Raw genomic sequence first — 16971 nt, 5'->3', positions numbered from 1 at the left:
CGTCCCGTGATAACCAATCAACGCATAGCCAGACTTAACGCATGGGGCGCTCACGGCTTTACCGCCACAGGCGTAGTCCTTGCGTTTCTGGCAACAATTGCCCTGTTCAACAATGAACCCAAGGCCTGCCTGCTCTGGCTGGGTGTCGCCCTGATCGTGGACGGTGTCGACGGCTCGCTGGCGCGCAAGGTCAACACTCACTCGGTACTGCCGCACTTCGATGGCTCGGCACTGGATCTGGTGATCGATTACCTGACCTACGTCTTTATCCCGGCACTGTTCATCTACCGCTATATTCCGCTGCCGGAATTCACCTTGCTGTTAAGCATATCGATCATTCTGGTCTCGTCGCTGTTCTGCTTCTGCAACGTGGACATGAAAAGCAAGGACAACTATTTCCAGGGCTTCCCGGCCGCCTGGAACGTCGTCGCCCTGAGTCTGTATATCCTTTCGCCGACGCCCTGGGTGACGTTCCTCACCATTGTCGGGCTGGCACTGCTGACGCTGACCCGGATGAAATTCCTGCATCCGTTTCGCGTACGCAAGTTCATGCCGATCAATATCGCCGTCACCACGGTCTGGTTGCTGTGCAGTGCTTCGCTGATCATCAACCACCCCCACAATGGTCCTTTGATCATGGGGTTGTGGTTCGCCATGTCAGCCTATTTCATGGGGATCTGTATCTGGAGAACTTCCCTGGAATGGCTGGGCAGGCTCAAGGCCTGAGTCAGAAGGAAGGAAACGCAGGGGCTGTTAACGTTTCAACAGCCCCGATCAGCTCAACACTTGCTGTTGGCCTGCAACGCCGCAGTAGAGTCCTGCTTGCTGAAGAGATAAGTGCTCACGCAGCACAGCAGTAACCCGCCAACGGCTACCAGACCGCCTACGATCCCGACATTTGCAACGCCCAACTGGCTGCTGACCACGCTGCCCAGCAAGGCACCACCGCCGATACCGATATTGAAGATGCCCGAGAACAGGGACATCGCCACGTCGGTGGCATCCGGAGCCAGAGTCAGGACTCTCGCCTGCAACAGCAGCCCGAAGCACATCATGGCCATGCCCCACACAACGCTCAACGAACCGAGGGCGGCTGCCTGACTCGAAAACGGCAACAGCATCAACAAGCACAGCGCCACCAGCGTGATAGATGCGATCAACAGGCCATTCGGGAAGCGACTGCTGAACAGACTGAACACGATGGAGCCGATGATCCCCGCGCCGCCAGCCAACAGCAGCAACAAGGTCGTCATCTCGCCACTCAAATGCGCCACTGTCTGGGCAAAGGGTTCGATGTAGCTATAAGCGGTGAAGTGCGCAGTGACCACGGTAGCGGTCAGTACATAGATCGCCACCAGCCGTGGACGCTTGAACAGGATTGGCAGGCTTCTGAGCGAGCCGGAGTTCTGGCTGGGCAACAATGGCAGCGTGCGGCTCAGCAGCAATACCGTCAGTGCGGAAATCCCGGCAATCCCCATGAAGGTCGTGCGCCACCCCAGCGCCTCGCCCAATACGCGGCCCAACGGAATCCCCAGAACCATCGCCAGCGAAGTACCGGTTGCCAGCAACCCCAACGCCTGGACCTGCTTGCCCGGCGGCGCAATGCGCACGGCAAGCGATGCGGTGATCGACCAGAAAATCGCGTGAGCGAAGGCAATCCCGACACGACTGATCAGCAGCACACCAAAGCTTGAGGCCGTGGCCGAGAGAATATGGCTCACGACAAACAGCATGAAGATGCAGATCAGTAACTTGCGCCGCTCGATGTTGCGAGTGATCAGCATCATCGGCAGAGACATCAGCGAAACGACCCAGGCATAGATCGTCAGCATCAGGCCGACTTGAGCCGTGGTCATATCGAAACTTTCGCCAATATTGCTCAGCAAGCCGATAGGGACGAATTCGGTCGTATTGAAAATAAAGGCAGCAAGCGCCAGGGCAATCACGCCAAGCCAGCTACCGGTACGAACCTCTGGGGGTGTATTCATCAAGAATGTGCAACGCTCAAGGAGTATTCCGACCCTCGGGTCGTTCGCCATGCATATGCAACACGCATGGCACCTGTACAGAAAAATCAGGCCCGCCCCCACCGGATAACAAACGCAGAAACGCCCCGCTCGTGAATGGATGAACGAGCGCAGCGTGCGATGTGGATTATTGTGGGTATGGGGGATACAACCAGATGCCGCGAATTCTACGTCTGCAACGCATGGATCACAACACGTCGACAGGTCCTGAGCCTGTGCGGTGACAGCCGGTAGCGTTCAGCCTGTCTGCTGTCGCTGCGGATGCTCGGCAAGCCAGGCCACCGCGCACAGGGCAAGGCCGGCGCCATTAAGGGAAACCGGATTGAAAGCCTGAACAAGCAAGTGAGGGCTGACAAGAGCCACATCGATCAACAATCCGGCCAGAACGAGCGCACTGACAATCACGGAGGCTCGCTTGAAATACCCCGAGATCAAGCAGATCGCCAGCCCGATCTCCGCAGCACCGCTCAACCAGGCCACCCAGCGTGCATCAGCGAAACCATGGGCCTGGATCATCTCCAGTTCGCCAGGGCTGAGCCACAGGATCTTCGGCACCAACCCATGGTAGAAAAACATCAATGCCAGACCGGCACGGGCGACCCAGGCAATGCGTTGCAACTCACTCATGGGCCGTAGCCTTGAGGAACCGTTGCTCATGGTCAGCCGTCGGCAGCAGGCAACTGTCGTAACGGCCAAACAGGCGATAACGATTCAAGGCAATGCGGTCGTACCCCCAATCCCGCAAAAAACGCGGAACAATGCGTAACACGATCAGCCAGGACCACGGAGCCGGCATCTGTCGCATGACTTGCAAAAAGGCGTCCGAACGCAGAAACAGACGGTCATTGACGATCACCGCCATGGTGTCGAATTGATCGACCGGCAAACCCGCCCACTTCAGCAGCGCCTGCCCTTCAGCGGACTGCACGGCGGCCAGTCGAATCCGTCGGGACGTGTCGTGACGAATGAGAAACTTCGCCCAGCCGTTGCACAGTTTACATACGCCATCGAACAGCACGACGCACTCATCGACCTGCAAGTAAGGCGCTGGGGTTGAAGGCATAAGGTTCTCTCCTTGAAGAACCGTCACTCTACCCTAGCGTGCTGTAAAAGAACCTGAAAACACAAACGCCTCGCGGTCGGGAAGCAACCGGCGAGGCGTTCAGATCAAGCGATGCAGCAGGACTCAGACCTTGCGGACGAACTCGGACTTCAGTTTCATGGCGCCGATGCCGTCGATCTTGCAGTCGATATCGTGGTCGCCGTCCACCAGACGGATGTTCTTGACCTTGGTGCCGACCTTGACCACCAGCGAAGAGCCCTTGACCTTCAGGTCCTTGATCACGGTGATGGTGTCGCCGTCCTGCAGCACATTGCCGGTGGAATCCTTGATGACTTTCACATCATCGGAAGACTCTGCGCTGTCACCACCAGCAGACCACTCATGGGCGCATTCCGGGCAGACCAGCATTGTGCCGTCTTCGTAGGTGTACTCGGAATTGCATTTCGGGCAGGACGGTAAGCTCACAGCGTTTCTCACATCGAAGGTGGGGAAAAACCATGGATTATAAAGGGTTTTTCCATTTTTAGGGGGATGACCATCGGTGCCCTTGTTTGCGCGATAGCCCGCAAAGAACGCAGGGCCTGTCGAACGTCCTTGCAGAGGATGCTTTACTTGTACAAGTCACTTCAGGATTTCATCAATGACATACGCCGGTTTCGCCCCTTTTCAGGACTTCGCCAGGCGGCTTATCCCGCACACTCAAGCGAAGAGGTTCGATGGTTCACACGATATCTCTCACTTGTTGCGGGTCTGGAAGAACGTCTGCGCCATTCGCGACCATGAAGGCGGGGATCAGGAAATCCTGCTGGCCGCGACCTTGCTGCATGACTGTGTCTCGGTCGAAAAGAATTCTCCCTTTCGCGCCAGCGCCTCACGGCTGGCAGCCGCCAGGGCCACCGAGCTGCTGACCGAAACAGGTTGGGACGAGACACGAATCGCCGCCGTTGCCCATGCCATCGAAGCCCACAGTTTTTCGGCAGCCATTACGCCTGTGACACTTGAAGCCAGAATCCTGCAGGATGCAGACCGGCTCGACGCCATGGGCATGGTAGGCGTGGCCCGTGTGTTCTATGTATCGGGACGAATGGGCAGCTATCTCTATGACTCGCAGGACCCTCAGGCTGCCGAGCGCCCCTATGACGACAAGCATTTTGCTGTCGATCATTTCCACACCAAACTGCTGCATCTGGCCGATGGTTTCCAGACCCGTACCGGCACGCAAATGGCGCAGGTCAGGCATAAACGGTTGAAGCGGTTTCTGGACGAGTTGATGGAGGAAATCGGCGCCCCCTGAATACATCGCAGATTCTTGACGTCAAAACTGCCAAGCGCCAATGGATGTCATAAAGGCATCACACAACTGCCTTATAAACGGCTCTCCGAAATGCCGCCTATAGGGGTTGTTTGCTGTGAAAAAATTCCTGCCTCGTTTTTTGCGCCAGCAATCCAGAACGACGGTATTGCGACGCTTCAAGATCACTTCGCGCCTGGTACTGTGCTTTGGTATCACCTCATTGCTGATGGTTGCGCTGGGAGCTTTCTGCCTGTTTCAGATGCAGGACATTCGCAATCAGGGAGAAGCGGTGGAAAGCGGTGCATTGCCCAGTATTGCAATGGCCGATGCGATTGCGATCAACCTGGTGAAGCTGCGCAGCGAAACCACTCGACTGATTGCCAATGCCGATGATCCCGGCGCGGTGATCAACAGCAAGATCAACGTCGAGCAACTCAAGAATGAGGTCGAAAAAGGCTTCACGGACTATCTGGCCCGTGTGCCCGCAGGCACCGAGCATGATTCGATCATCGCCTTGCAGGAGGCCTATAACGCATTCATGCCCGGCCTGCAGGACGAAATAGGGCTTATCGAGCAACGCAAGCTGGACGAAGCGCGGATGCTTTCCAACACCATGCTGGCCCTGCAAGGCGACCTGATGGACATGCAGGTGCAACTGCTGCGCGAACTCAACAAACAAAGTGCAGCCGCTGCCGTCGAAGCCGCCAGCGCCAGCTACAACCAGACGCGCATTATCGCCCTGAGCGCCATCGGACTGGCCTTGGCGCTGACCCTGCTGCTGGCGTGGCGCCTGAGCGTGAGCATCATCCATCCAGTGCGCTATGCCCTGCACATTGCCAATACCATCGCCGATGGCGACCTGACCGAACAGACCATTCCTCAAGGCAAGGACGAACCCGCGCAACTGCTCATGATGCTAGGGCGCATGCGCAGCAACCTGCATGGCACCATCGACCAGATTTACGCAGCCGCGACCCAGTTATCCCAGTCGGTACAGGAAATGGGCACCATCGCCGAAGCGAGCGCGCTCAACCTGCAGATGCAAAACAATGAAATCGAGCAGGCCGCCGTCGCCGTCAATCAGATGAGCCAGGCAGCGGTAGAAGTAGCGGGCAATGCCAGCAATACCGTGACCGAGTCGGAAGCCTCCAATCAGGCGGCGGCACAAGGTCGGGATCGCTTGTCGGCCACCATCAGTTCGATCAAGGAACTGACCAGCAATGTGCTGGACTCATCCCATCAGGCAGAAGGGCTGGCCGAACGGACCCAGAACATCAGCAGCATTCTCGATGTGATTCGCGCCATCGCCAACCAGACCAACCTGCTGGCGCTCAACGCGGCCATCGAGGCAGCAAGAGCCGGTGAAGCCGGTCGTGGATTCGCAGTCGTCGCTGATGAAGTCCGTTCCCTGGCGCAACGTACCAGCGCCTCGACAACGGAAATCGAAGGGTTGATCAACGGTGTTCAACAAAGCACTCAGGAAACGGCAAACGCCCTGCGCCACACCGCGACCCAGGCCAACCAGACACTGGAACAGGCAGCTGCAACGGGTGAAGCCCTGACGGTGATCATCAGCTCGACCACCACCATCAACGACCGCAACCTGATGATCGCCAGCGCAGCCGAACAACAGGCACAAGTGGCCGGTGAAGTGGATCGCAACCTGAGCAGTATTCGCGACCTGTCCAGCCAGACGGCTTCCGGCGCTCAACAGACAACCGTAGCCAGCAACGCATTGTCGATGCTGGCTACGGATCTGAACATGATGGTGCAGAGGTTTGTGCTCTAAGAGCACACCGCCGTAGGAGCGAATTCATTCGCGAATGAATTCGCTCCTACGGGGTTACAGAGGACGCAGGCGATATTGCGGTGGCAATTGCTCTGGGCCGCTGATGGTGGTGTTCAGACTTTTCCAGCGGCCATCCTTGATGCCATAGATACAGCCGTGTACCGAAAGGCTTTGCCCACGATGCCAGGCGTTCTGCACGATGCTGGTATGGCCGACGTTGGCCACCTGCTGAATCACGTTGAGTTCGCACAGGCGATCAACCTGTTCTTCCTCGGTCGGCAGTTTCGCCAACTCTTCACGCTTTTCGTAATACAGGTCGCGAATCGTACGCAACCAGCCATCGATCAGGCCAAACTGGCGGTCCTGCATGGAAGCTCGCACACCACCGCAACCATAGTGCCCGGTCACGAGGATGTGTTTGACCTTCAGTACATCAACCGCGTACTGAATGACTGACAGGCAGTTCAGGTCAGTGTGCAACACAACGTTGGCCACGTTGCGGTGTACGAACAGATCGCCAGGCAACATGCCTACGATCTCGTTGGCGGGAACGCGCGCATCCGAGCAGCCGATCCAAAGATATTCCGGGGTTTGCTGGCGAGCCAGCTTGGCGAAGAACTCAGGGTCTTCCTGTTTGATCGCATCGGCCCAACGCTCGTTGTTATCAATCAGGTCTTGTAGATCGTTCATGCTATGACGCCTCGATAATGATGCCCAACTTTGACTGGCGACCCTCTGCGCAAGTCACGCGGCAACATCACGACTTTTCGCCGGTTTAGCGCAAAAACCGAAAAAGCGTCAAAGTTGTGATCGACGACACAGCTATTCCAGAAGCGTGCAGGCCATCACCACCGCATCTTCGCGACCACCCACTGCCGGATAGTAATCGCGGCGTCGACCGATCTCGTTGAAACCATAGTTTTCATACAACCGATAGGCGGCTCGATTGCTGTCGCGCAATTCCAGGAAACACTCACGACCGTTGAGCTCGTAGGCACGCTTCATCAGGTGATCAAGCAGACGCAAACCCAGGCCTCGGCCCTGGCTTTCTGGCTTGACGGTAATGTTGAGCAGATGCGCTTCATCGATGATGACCTGAATGACACCATGTCCCACCTGCTGCGCGCCCTCGAACATCAGCCAGATGTCATACGATTTCAGGCCTTCGAGAAATATGCCTCGCGTCCAGGGATGACTGAAGGCGGCGTACTCGATCTTCAATACGGCATCAAGATCGGCTTCGGTCATGGGGCGGAAGGTTATTGCGTCACTCATCTATGGATTTCCAGCGCGCCATCAGCCGACGCATGGCTTGCCAGACGTCCGCCTTGCGATGCGGCTCGTCCATCAGTAATTCCAGGCCTGGTAGCGCCCATGCAGCGCCCAGCCCCTCGACTTGCAGTTCACGGTTAAAAGCTTCGACTTCGACCTCACCGGCAAAGCGCACGGCGGGCTGGCCAATCAGCCACAGACAGGCACAGGGTTCGTCCTCAAGGCGAGCAGCGACAAAGCCCTGCACAAAGTCACGCGCCGCGTCAGGCCCTTGATCCATGTTGCCGCGAACCAGCAACGGCCAGCGCACAGGCTCGCCGATAATCTGCGGGCTATCGGGTAAACCGGCAGCGCGCAGCATGTCCTTGAGCAACAGATAGGCAGGATCGCGACTCTGGAATGGCTGCCCGGTAGGCAGCTCAACCAGCAGCAAGCAACGCCCGGCACGCAGCAATTGCAAGGAGAAACGCGGAGGCGGCACGACAACTGCCTTGACCGGCGGCGCAGCCTCGGCCTCTTCTGCTGCAACCACCGGAGCGCTTTTGCTGGCTGACGATGGGCGCGGCACTTCGATCTTCGGCCGCTCGACCTGACGCGCAACCGGCACGGCACCTGGCGCCACCGGAGACGGGGCGGCAACCGGCGCTTCAGGCACGACAGGCGCAACACTTTCGACCTCGACCGGCAACGGAGCAAGCAGCTCCGGGCGAGACGGAGCAGCGAAAGGCAGTTCAGTGCGCGGCAGCCAGTTGACCACCTGCATGGCAGTCAAATAGGCGCGGCGACGGGACTCGTTCAGCAAAGGTCGGCCACCTGTGGATAAGTTAAGCGCGCAATTCTAGCGCTCTTCGCAGATTCGCGCCGCAGTTGATCGCCGGTAGGTGAAATCTTCAGTGGCTGATGCAGTACAATCGCTGTTTTTCATTTGCCAACAGTCGGCCTACCAATGATCGAACCCAAGCGCGTCCTGCGCGCCCTTGCCGAGCACTGGGCGCTACTCGAGCCTTTATGCGAACACTTCGACCAAGGCACGCTGAGCCTGAGCGAACTGCGTCTGCAACTGGCCGCTCAGCAGCTGGACAGCACACCGCAAGACATCACCAACCTGCTGGATGTGTGGATTCGTCTGGACATTCTGGTGCCTGTCGCCAAAAGCCCGAACCGTTTCGAGCTCAATGCGCAGATCCACGACTTCCTGTCCTATCTGCGCCGCGAGCACCGTCTGGGGCTGTGCCTGGAGATCGAAGCCTATCTGCGCCATCTGGAGCGACTGGCCGGTTACATCCAGGATGCCTTCGACATTCGCGACGCCAACGATCTGGCCCGCCAGTTGCGCCTGCTGGACATGCGCGTGCGCGATGTCCTTAAAAAACTCGCCAACGACGAACAGGCACTCGTGGCCGTGGCCGATCGGGCCAAGACCAGCGACCGCCAGATTCCCTTGCGCCAGCGCTACGCCGAGGTGCTGGCCACCTGGGACGAATACGTCGAGCCGATGATTCAACTGGTGAACGCCGACGGTGCATTCGAGCAAGGCGTGCGCAAGGTCGAGAACGTGCTGTTGCGCCTGCTGACCGAGCAGCAACGTCTTGGCCATCTGGTGGACGACGACATGTTGCTGCGCACCCATGCGCGCATCCTGGAGATGCAGACCAGCGCCCAGCTCACCCTGCGTCATGCACGGGAGTTGCTGCTGCCGTTGCGCGAAGAAGCACGTCGCCACAACGCCGTGACCCGTGGCGCCGCGCTGGCCTTGTCGGCCATTCGCCGCAAAGGGCTGGATGCTGTCCCGCAAGCGGCGATGCCGATGTTCACTCGTCCGCAGAGCACGTTTCTGGGCAGCGCCAGCCAGGTCGAGGCTTATGTCTATGCATTGGCGCGCTTTGAACCCAAACCCGCAAAATTCCCCAAGGCCAGCGGCACCGCACGCAAGGGCGTACCGCCCCAGGCACCGCGTACCGTCAAGGAAATGCTCGAGCGCTGCGAAGACGCTCTGCCCATGCCGGACCTGATGGTCTGGCTGCTGGAGCAGGAACCCAACGGCGCAACCGACGAGTTGCTGTACTGGTTCTCGCGCCTGTCCCGTGACAAGCGCTTCGCCCGTGAACGCCTGGAGCGTCGCGAGTATTTCACTCAGGAGCACCGCGTCAGCCTGCGCTCCTTCGCCCTGCTCTCGACCCGAGACGAGCAGCCAGAGAATTCCGAGAGCCCCCTTCATGCATCTTGATCTTTCCGAAATGTCCCAGCTTGCGCCGATCTTTCGCGAGCTGTTCAAGGGCTATCACATCAGCCGCCGCGACCCTGAGCTGTATGCCCAGCTTTCCAATGCCCAGGACCAGTACCGCACACTGTTCAAGGCGCTGGGTTTCGAGCTGATCTGCGATACCCGTGGCTTCTACTACTTCGTTCCGGAGCTGGCCGCGGCGCAGGTGAACAAGACTGCGCAGCGTCTGGCCCTGTTCACCTTCATCCTCGTCGAACACCTGGCCGACCAGGGTCGCGACCCGATGGCTGTGCTCGACGGCGGTACTCTGGGCCGCGATGAGCTGCCTTCGATGCTGGATAAATACCGCGACCTGTTCCTGCAGGCCGAAGTCCAGACCCAGGAAGAACTCGAAGAGAAGATCATGCGCCGCATGACCCAACTGGGTTTTGCCAGCGAAGAAGTGGGCATCTATCGCTTCCTGCCGCCGATGCACCGCTTCCTTGATGTGTGCCTGTCGGTACAGCAGGACCGTGACCTGGCAGCCAGCCTGCACAGCGACCTGCCTCTGCCGACGCCGATCCTGATCGATGACGACAGCGACGAAAAACTGCTGCAAACCGATGACCCTCTGGATCTGGCCGAATTCGACGAAGAAACCGAGGAGCAGGCCCTGGCCCGCGCAATCGCTGAAGAACAACAGGAGATGGGCGCATGAGCCAGGAACGTTATGGCATTCGCCGTTTTGCCCTGCTGAACACCGCTGGCTACAGCCTGGGTCTGTTCCCGCTGGAAAACCCGCTGTCGGTCTACGGCGCGAACAACCTGGGCAAGAGTGCTTCGATCAACGCCTTGCAGTTCCCGATCCTGGCGCGCATGTCGGACATGAGCTTCGGCAAGTACAGCCTGGAGCAGTCGCGTCGTTTCTACTTCGCCTCGGACACCAGTTACATTCTGGTGGAAGTCGCCCTGCCCCACGGCCCGCATGTGATCGGCGTCGTCGGTCGCGGCCCGGGGGGCGGCTTCGGGCACCAGTTCTTCGCCTATGCCGGTGAACTGGACCTGGGCCATTACCAGAAGAACGATACCTGCCTTCGCCAGAAAGAGCTGTTCAGCAACCTGGAAAGCAAAGGCCTGAAAGCCTACGAATTGAAACCGGACGAACTGCGCCGCCTGCTCGTGGGCGGCCACACATCGATCCCGCTGGACCTGACGCTGATTCCACTGCGCTCCACCAGCGAACAGAGCCTCAAGACCTTCCGCGCCCTGTTCATCAACCTGCTGCACATGCGCGAAATCACTGCGGCCAAGCTCAAGCAACTGTTCCTGGACGCTTTCGAGCACAGCCTGCGTTCCGGCAGCGTCGATTACATTGCGGCCTGCGAAGAAGCATTCCGCGACGTGCGGCGCATGGAGCAGGACTACAACTCGCTGGTGCTCGCCGGCCCGCTGGTCGAAGCTCTGGCCGCTGGCGTCAAGCAGCGCGACATCCTGCGCGGCAAGCTGCATCGCCTGTCGCCATTGCTGGACTCGTTGCTCGGTACCTGGTCGGACTACTCCAGCGCCCGCAAGGAAGAGCTGGTCACCCAGGCCGAGCATTTCCGCGCCCAGCAGGATGAAATGCAGAACGACCAGCGCAACAGCACTCAGGAACTGATGCGACTGGAGCGTGAAATCAGCAGCATTCAGCGCTGGATCGGTGAGCTGTCGGTCCTCAAGAACCGCTTCGCGCTGGTCGATGACGTCAAGGTGCTGGAGCAGCAGTTGCTCGCCGCCAAGGATGCTCATGACGAACTGGCCGGTGCTCTGGCCCAGTCCCGGCAGTTCAGCGCCGAGGACCTGGAAGAGCGCCTGCGGGATCTGGAAAAACGCCTGAAGTCGGTCAAACAGCAACTCGACCACGCCGACAACAACAGCTACGCCCGCCTGCGCGAAGAGTTCTCGCAGCCGGACGTCGAGCGCTTGATGCGCCTGTTCAACAGCGCGCTGTTCAGCCTGCCACTGGGCGAGCAAGGCATTGCACTGGACGATGGCGATGCGTGGGTCAAGTCTCTGGAAACCATCCTCGATAGCTTCAAGGGTGACCAGTTCCAGGTACCGGGCTTGTCGATCAATCTGTCGAATATCGAGCCGCCAGCCTTGCAGGCACTGGCTGACCGCGCCGCATTGCGCGATCAGAAAGAACGTCTGGAGAAAGAGCTCAAGCAACTGAAAACCCAGCAGGCCGTCGCAGCCGACCGCGCCGCCAGCAAGACCCAGACCGAAGCCTTGTATCAACAGGTGCTGGACGCTCAAAAGGCGCTGGAAGATTTCCGTCGCTGCCAGACTTTGAGCGCGGAAGAAGCCGGCAAGCATGAAGAGCTGGCACAACTGGAAGCGGCGCAGGACGAACTCAAACGCTCCAGCGATGCCTTCACCGAGCGCGTCCAGCAACTGTCCGCCAAGCTGCAACTGGTCGCTCGCCAGATCGGCGATATGGAAGCCAAGCAACGCACACTGGATGACGCGCTACGCCGCCGTCAGTTGCTGCCTGCGGACATGCCATTCGGTACGCCGTTCATGGACCCGGTAGACGATTCCATGGATAACCTGCTGCCGCTGCTCAATGACTATCAGGACAGTTGGCAGAGCCTGCTGCGCAGCGATGGCCAGATCGAAGCGCTTTATGCGCAGGTCCGCCTCAAGGGTGTTGCCAAGTTCGACAGCGAGGAAGACGTGGAGCGTCGCCTGCAACTGTTGATCAACGCCTACGCGCACCGGACCGACGAAGCCCTGACCCTCGGCAAGGCCCGTCGTGCAGCGGTGACGGACATTGCCCGTACCTTGCGCAATATCCGCAGCGACTACGACAGCCTTGAGCACCAGTTGGCGCTGTTCAACCGCGAGATCAACAAACGACAGGTTTCCAACCTGGCCAGCTTCCGTATCGTCCTTGCGCCGAACAAGGAAGCCCTCAAGCATATCGACCAGATTATCCACAGCGCCGGTCAGTATGAAGAAGGTGAAACCCTGTCCGTGTTCGACCTGAGTCAGAGCGCCGAGCAGGACAACAAGAACGAAGAAGCCAAGGAATATCTGGCCCGACTGGTAGCCGCCAATCACAACCAGCTTGGGTTGAAAGACCTGTTCGAGCTGGCGTTCGAGATCACCAAGGTTCATGGCCAGCCGGTTATCCACACCGACATCGACGGTGCCGCTTCCAACGGTACGACCATGACCATCAAGGCGCTGACCAACATGTACCTGTTGCTGCACTTGATGGACCGTGATCTGGCCGGTCGCGTACGTTTGCCGTACTACCTGGATGAAGCGGCGGACATCGACGAGAAAAACCAGGCAGCGTTGCTGGAAACCAGTCTGCAACTGGGCTTTGTGCCGATTCTGGCGAGCGTGAAACCTCAAGTCTCGGCCCACGTGGCCATCGACCTTGAAGGCGGCAGCGGTCCGAACGGAATCTACATCGACGAGGCGGACTGGAAGTACATCCGCCGTCGTGAAGAGGTGAAACAGTAAGAAGCTCCGGCGCTGGCTGAATAACAGCGCCGAAACATGAAGGGTGCTCCTTTAAATCTGGGGAGCGCCTTTCAGACCTGGCAAGGCAACATTTCCGGTTGTCGTTGCCGCTGCTTCAGGCTTGATCTCCTCCGGCTCACCATTGAGCGCCTTGTTCATCTTCACCGTATCCAGAGCCCCCACCCACTTGGCGATTGCCATGGTACCGACACCATTGCCGATGGTATTGGTGATGGCCCGCGCTTCCGACATGAACCTATCCACGCCCAAAAGCAACACCATGCCGGCAACCGGAATGGTCCCCAGCGATGCCAGTGTCGCGGCCAGAATAATGAACCCGGAACCGGTCACACCAGCCGAGCCCTTGGATGTGAACATCAGCACGGCGAGCACGATCAACTGATCGGTCAGGGTCAGCGGTGTGTTGGTCGCCTGAGCAATGAAAATCGCCGCGATGGTGTAATAGATCGCCTGCCCATCGGGGTTGAAGGTCAGGCCCGACGGAATGATCATTCCGGCCACCGGTTTGGAAACACCGGCTTTCTCCATCTTGGAAATCATCTGTGGCAACACCGACTCCGAAGAACTGGTGCCCAACACTGTGAACAACTCTTCCTTGATGAAGCGCAGGAATTTCCACAGGCTGAAACCGCTGTAACGGCAGATCGGACCGAGCACAAAGATCACAAAGGCCGCGCACGTGAGGTAGACGCAGGCCATCAGCTTGCCCAGGGAAAACAGCGAGCCGAAACCATATTTGCCGATGGTGAATGCAATCGCACCGAAAGCACCAATGGGTGCCAGGCGCATCACCATGCCGACGATCTTGAACATGCCTTGCATCAGGCTATCCAGCGTGTCGACGAATGCCTTGCCACGCGGACCGACATTCGCCAGGGCAACGCCAAGCAGCACCGAGAACAGCAGGATTTGCAGCACATTGCCCTTGGCGAAGGCATCCACGATGGTATCGGGGATGATGTTCATGACAAAGTCCATGAACGTCGCGTGCTTGGCTGCGGTGGTGTAAGTGGCGAGGCTGGAGGTGTCCAGCGTGGCCGGATCGATGTTCATGCCAGCTCCGGGCTTGAACACATCGACGACAATCAGGCCCAGGACCAGAGCGAGGGTCGATACCACCTCGAAATAGATCAGGGCGCGGAAACCGACGCGCCCCAACTCTTTCATGTTTTCCATACGTGCAATGCCGGTCACGACGGTCAGGAAGATCACCGGCGCAAGCAGCATCTTGATCAGTTTGATGAAGGCATCGCCAAGCGGCTTGAGCGCTGTTCCGGTTTCAGGAACCAGCACACCGACGACGGCACCGAGGATGACGGCAAGAAGCACTTGTACATAAAGCTTGGAGAGAATTCTTTTCATGACGGGGCCCTGATTTTTTATTGTTGTCAGGAAATGCCAGGGGGTGCATCGATGATCGCCCTCCTGGCGTTATGCCGCAGTACTACTTTGAATCAACGATTGATCAGCTCGATCACCGCATCGGTGATTTGCCGGGTGGTGGCGTTGCCGCCGAGGTCAGGTGTGTGCAGGCCGCTTTCGGTCACGGCTTCGATGGCCGAGATCAACTGCTTGGCCGCAGCAGCTTCGCCCAGGTGTTCCAGCATCATGGCAGCGGTCCAGAAGGTCGCGACCGGGTTGGCAACGCCTTTGCCGGTGATGTCGAAGGCAGAACCGTGGATCGGCTCGAACATGGAAGGGAATTTGCGCGACGGGTTCAGGTTGGCGGTCGGCGCAATGCCCAGGCTGCCGGACAACGCTGCGGCCAGATCGGACAGGATATCGGCATGCAGGTTGGTGGCGACAATCACGTCCAGGGTCGAAGGCTTGAGCACCATGCGCGTGGTCACGGCGTCGACCAGTTCCTTGTCGATCTTGACGTCCGGGAAGTCCTTGGCAACCTCATAGAAAATCTCGTCCCACAACACCATACCGTGACGCTGGGCGTTGGACTTGGTGACCATGGTCAGGTGCTTGCGTGGACGGCTTTGTGCCAGTTCAAAGGCGAAACGGTGGATACGCTCGACACCGGCGCGGGTGAATACCGACACCTCTGTAGCGACCTCTTCGGGCAGGCCACGGTGAACACGACCACCGTTACCGGAATATTCACCTTCGGAGTTTTCCCGCACCACGACCCAGTCGATCTGGTCGCCGTTATGCAGCGGGCTTTTGACACCGGGAAGCACACGAGCCGGACGCACGTTGGCGTATTGGTCGAAACCCTGGCAGATCGGCAAACGCAGGCCCCAGAGGGAAATATGGTCAGGTACGTTCAGGGCACCGACTGCACCAAAGAAAATGGCGTCGAACGTTTTCAGTTCCTCAAGACCGCCTTCGGGAATGTAGTAACCGTTTTTCAGGTAGTTATCGGAGTTCCAGTCGAAGTGCTTGAAGTTGATTTCAAATCCGGACTTTTTCGACAGGGCTTGCAGAACCTCGACACCTGCGGCAATCACTTCCACACCGATGCCATCACCTGGAACTGCAGCAATCTTGTATGCGCTCATGTTCAACTCCACTCTTGATACGTTCTTGTTGTACTGCTGAACAGGCTGTTCAGCAGGGTGTGAGCGGAGTATATGTAGTGAGCACAAAGCTGTGAGTTACTCAAAATAACTACATCCATAACCTTGAGTTACGAATGAATCAGACTCTGGACCTGTCTTTTTTCTACTTGCTGGCCAATCAGGGCAGCCTCGCCGCCACGGCAAGAGAGCTTGGAATCACGCCTCCAGCGGTCAGCAAACGGCTGAGCGCACTGGAAGCCCGTTTTGGCGTACGCCTGGTAAATCGCACCACCCGCTCGATGAGCCTGACGGCGGAGGGAGAGCTGTACTTCTCCCATGCGGCGCGCATCCTGACCCAGATCGATGAAGTCGAGCAGTTGGTCAGCAGCAGCCGTGCCACGCCAAAGGGGCTGATTCGTGTCAATGCATCGCTGGGCTTCGGGCGCCGCTATATCGGGCCGGCATTGGCAGCATTCTTTTCACGTTACCCGGAAGTGGAAATACAGCTGGAAATCACCGATCACCCGCTGGATCTGGCTACCCACGGTTTTGACCTGGGCATCCGCTTTGGCACACTGCCGGATGCCGCTTTTCATGCTCGCAAGATCGCGTCCAACCGTCGTTTGTTGTGTGCGTCTCCGCTGTATCTGGAAAGGCATGGCGTGCCGCAACGCTTGTCGGACCTACAGCAGCACAACTGCATTTTCCTGAGGCAAAACGAAACGCCCCATGGCGTGTGGAGTTTTACCAACGGCGGGAAAACCCAGAACATCAAGGTACGTGGAGCGCTGGGCTGCAATGACGGCGAGGTGGCTTTGAACTGGGCGCTGGAGGGTTATGGAATATTGCTCAGGGCCGAATGGGATATCGCCCGGTATGTACGCAGCGGCCGGTTGCGTCTGGTGCTGGAGGACCAGACTCCGACTCGGGCGGATGTGTATGCGGTTTATCCACAGCAGTTGCATCTGTCGGCGAGGGTTCGCAGCTTGATTGATTTCCTGGTGGAGCGATTCAGGCATATCGACAATCTGGACGAGGCGCAGTGACTCACCGGCCTCTTCCCGGATAAATCCGGTCCTGTGAGGTGCGATGTTTTGATCGCCTCAAAGACAAAACCCCCACCTGCTTTCGCAGACGGGGGTTCTGAATTTTAATCTTGACGATGACCTACTCTCACATGGGGAAACCCCACACTACCATCGGCGATGCATCGTTTCACTACTGAGTTCGGGATGGGATCAGGTGGTTCCAATGCTCTATGGTCGTCAAGAAATTCGGT

At 58.3% G+C, this 16971-nt stretch carries 16 protein-coding genes, 1 rRNA gene and 1 pseudogene; 8 read left to right on the top strand and 10 right to left on the bottom strand.

Going from position 1 to position 16971, the window contains the following annotated elements:
* Positions 1–6 precede the first annotated feature (6 nt).
* Positions 7–726 carry a phosphatidylcholine synthase gene (gene pcsA / locus Q6A51_RS22565; protein ID WP_201020076.1) on the top strand — a complete coding sequence of 240 codons (720 nt, stop codon included), beginning with the start codon at positions 7–9 and terminating at the stop codon, positions 724–726.
* Positions 727–779: 53 nt separating this feature from the next.
* Here the strand turns inward: pcsA and Q6A51_RS22560 are convergent, their stop codons facing one another.
* From Q6A51_RS22560 to Q6A51_RS22545, 4 genes are all read right to left on the bottom strand, one after another.
* A complete protein-coding gene (locus Q6A51_RS22560; RefSeq protein ID WP_201006474.1) occupies positions 780–1988 on the bottom strand; it encodes a sugar transporter in 1209 nt (402 codons plus the stop codon).
* Positions 1989–2264: 276 nt separating this feature from the next.
* Entirely contained in the window at positions 2265–2654 is a 390-nt protein-coding gene (locus tag Q6A51_RS22555) for a DoxX-like family protein (protein WP_304575779.1), read from the bottom strand.
* The gene (locus Q6A51_RS22550) at positions 2647–3090 is read right to left on the bottom strand and encodes a thiol-disulfide oxidoreductase DCC family protein (RefSeq protein WP_304575778.1); all 444 of its coding nucleotides are present in this window, start codon (positions 3088–3090) and stop codon (positions 2647–2649) included. The genes Q6A51_RS22555 and Q6A51_RS22550 overlap by 8 nt, the downstream gene beginning before the upstream one ends.
* Positions 3091–3213: 123 nt before the next feature.
* Positions 3214–3555 carry a zinc ribbon domain-containing protein YjdM gene (locus Q6A51_RS22545; RefSeq protein WP_201006468.1) on the bottom strand — a complete coding sequence of 114 codons (342 nt, stop codon included), beginning with the start codon at positions 3553–3555 and terminating at the stop codon, positions 3214–3216.
* A 175-nt stretch (positions 3556–3730) separates the two neighbouring features.
* Between Q6A51_RS22545 and Q6A51_RS22540 the strand changes: the two genes are divergently transcribed.
* The 3 genes and pseudogenes from Q6A51_RS22540 (at position 3731) to Q6A51_RS27625 (ending at position 6173) form a co-directional block, all read left to right on the top strand.
* Positions 3731–4384, top strand: a complete 654-nt coding sequence (locus Q6A51_RS22540; RefSeq protein WP_201020079.1) for an HD domain-containing protein — start codon at positions 3731–3733, stop codon at positions 4382–4384.
* Positions 4385–4499: 115 nt separating this feature from the next.
* A pseudogene (locus Q6A51_RS27630) lies at positions 4500–5090 on the top strand (MCP four helix bundle domain-containing protein); the annotation flags it as partial.
* 204 nt (positions 5091–5294) lie between these two features.
* Complete coding sequence (locus tag Q6A51_RS27625) at positions 5295–6173, top strand: methyl-accepting chemotaxis protein (RefSeq protein WP_375233837.1); 879 nt, start codon at positions 5295–5297, stop codon at positions 6171–6173.
* Between the two features lie 54 nt (positions 6174–6227).
* On the opposite strand, the gene can is transcribed toward Q6A51_RS27625, so the two are convergent.
* The 3 genes from can to Q6A51_RS22520 form a co-directional block, all read right to left on the bottom strand.
* Complete coding sequence (gene can, locus Q6A51_RS22530; protein WP_201020081.1) at positions 6228–6863, bottom strand: carbonate dehydratase; 636 nt, start codon at positions 6861–6863, stop codon at positions 6228–6230.
* Positions 6864–6995: 132 nt separating this feature from the next.
* Positions 6996–7448 carry a ribosomal protein S18-alanine N-acetyltransferase gene (rimI, locus tag Q6A51_RS22525; protein WP_025258550.1) on the bottom strand — a complete coding sequence of 151 codons (453 nt, stop codon included), beginning with the start codon at positions 7446–7448 and terminating at the stop codon, positions 6996–6998.
* Positions 7441–8247, bottom strand: coding sequence for an energy transducer TonB (locus Q6A51_RS22520; protein ID WP_304575777.1), 807 nt, complete (start codon positions 8245–8247; stop codon positions 7441–7443). The genes rimI and Q6A51_RS22520 overlap by 8 nt, the downstream gene beginning before the upstream one ends.
* 144 nt (positions 8248–8391) lie before the next feature.
* On the opposite strand from Q6A51_RS22520, the gene mksB reads away from it, so the two are divergent.
* The 3 genes from mksB to mksF are packed head-to-tail and all read left to right on the top strand — an operon-like array spanning position 8392 to position 13161.
* The gene (gene mksB / locus Q6A51_RS22515; protein ID WP_201006460.1) at positions 8392–9672 is read left to right on the top strand and encodes an Mks condensin complex protein MksB; all 1281 of its coding nucleotides are present in this window, start codon (positions 8392–8394) and stop codon (positions 9670–9672) included.
* Positions 9662–10366, top strand: coding sequence for an Mks condensin complex protein MksE (gene mksE, locus Q6A51_RS22510; RefSeq protein WP_201006459.1), 705 nt, complete (start codon positions 9662–9664; stop codon positions 10364–10366). The genes mksB and mksE overlap by 11 nt, the downstream gene beginning before the upstream one ends.
* A complete protein-coding gene (gene mksF, locus Q6A51_RS22505) occupies positions 10363–13161 on the top strand; it encodes an Mks condensin complex protein MksF (RefSeq protein WP_304575776.1) in 2799 nt (932 codons plus the stop codon). Before mksE ends, mksF begins: the two co-directional genes overlap by 4 nt.
* A 51-nt stretch (positions 13162–13212) precedes the next feature.
* Here the strand turns inward: mksF and Q6A51_RS22500 are convergent, their stop codons facing one another.
* A complete protein-coding gene (locus Q6A51_RS22500; RefSeq protein WP_201006457.1) occupies positions 13213–14544 on the bottom strand; it encodes a dicarboxylate/amino acid:cation symporter in 1332 nt (443 codons plus the stop codon).
* Between the two features lie 92 nt (positions 14545–14636).
* The gene (locus tag Q6A51_RS22495; RefSeq protein ID WP_201006456.1) at positions 14637–15692 is read right to left on the bottom strand and encodes a tartrate dehydrogenase; all 1056 of its coding nucleotides are present in this window, start codon (positions 15690–15692) and stop codon (positions 14637–14639) included.
* Between the two features lie 134 nt (positions 15693–15826).
* Here Q6A51_RS22495 and Q6A51_RS22490 point away from each other — a divergent pair, with 134 nt between their 5' ends.
* Positions 15827–16738, top strand: a complete 912-nt coding sequence (locus Q6A51_RS22490; protein ID WP_201006455.1) for a LysR family transcriptional regulator — start codon at positions 15827–15829, stop codon at positions 16736–16738.
* A 108-nt stretch (positions 16739–16846) separates the two neighbouring features.
* Here Q6A51_RS22490 and rrf read toward each other — a convergent pair.
* Positions 16847–16962 (bottom strand): 5S ribosomal RNA (rrf, locus tag Q6A51_RS22485).
* Positions 16963–16971: the final 9 nt, after the last annotated feature.

It is taken from the genome of Pseudomonas serbiensis (genome assembly GCF_030580745.1).
Lineage (GTDB): Bacteria > Pseudomonadota > Gammaproteobacteria > Pseudomonadales > Pseudomonadaceae > Aquipseudomonas > Aquipseudomonas serbiensis.
The sequence above is the reverse complement of the archived record's forward strand: the minus strand, read 5'-3'. Positions and strand labels throughout refer to the sequence as shown.

Excerpts from the sequence above, each read along its gene's own strand:
- Q6A51_RS22550 (WP_304575778.1), bottom strand. The coding sequence starts at position 3,090 with ATGCCTTCAACCCCAGCGCCTTACTTGCAGGTCGATGAGTGCGTCGTG.
- mksB (WP_201006460.1), top strand. The coding sequence starts at position 8,392 with ATGATCGAACCCAAGCGCGTCCTGCGCGCCCTTGCCGAGCACTGGGCG.
- Q6A51_RS22490 (WP_201006455.1), top strand. The coding sequence starts at position 15,827 with ATGAATCAGACTCTGGACCTGTCTTTTTTCTACTTGCTGGCCAATCAG.
- Q6A51_RS27625 (WP_375233837.1), top strand. The coding sequence starts at position 5,295 with ATGATGCTAGGGCGCATGCGCAGCAACCTGCATGGCACCATCGACCAG.
- Q6A51_RS22555 (WP_304575779.1), bottom strand. The coding sequence starts at position 2,654 with ATGAGTGAGTTGCAACGCATTGCCTGGGTCGCCCGTGCCGGTCTGGCA.
- Q6A51_RS22495 (WP_201006456.1), bottom strand. The coding sequence starts at position 15,692 with ATGAGCGCATACAAGATTGCTGCAGTTCCAGGTGATGGCATCGGTGTG.
- mksE (WP_201006459.1), top strand. The coding sequence starts at position 9,662 with ATGCATCTTGATCTTTCCGAAATGTCCCAGCTTGCGCCGATCTTTCGC.
- can (WP_201020081.1), bottom strand. The coding sequence starts at position 6,863 with ATGAACGATCTACAAGACCTGATTGATAACAACGAGCGTTGGGCCGAT.
- mksF (WP_304575776.1), top strand. The coding sequence starts at position 10,363 with ATGAGCCAGGAACGTTATGGCATTCGCCGTTTTGCCCTGCTGAACACC.
- Q6A51_RS22540 (WP_201020079.1), top strand. The coding sequence starts at position 3,731 with ATGACATACGCCGGTTTCGCCCCTTTTCAGGACTTCGCCAGGCGGCTT.
- rimI (WP_025258550.1), bottom strand. The coding sequence starts at position 7,448 with ATGAGTGACGCAATAACCTTCCGCCCCATGACCGAAGCCGATCTTGAT.
- Q6A51_RS22560 (WP_201006474.1), bottom strand. The coding sequence starts at position 1,988 with ATGAATACACCCCCAGAGGTTCGTACCGGTAGCTGGCTTGGCGTGATT.
- Q6A51_RS22500 (WP_201006457.1), bottom strand. The coding sequence starts at position 14,544 with ATGAAAAGAATTCTCTCCAAGCTTTATGTACAAGTGCTTCTTGCCGTC.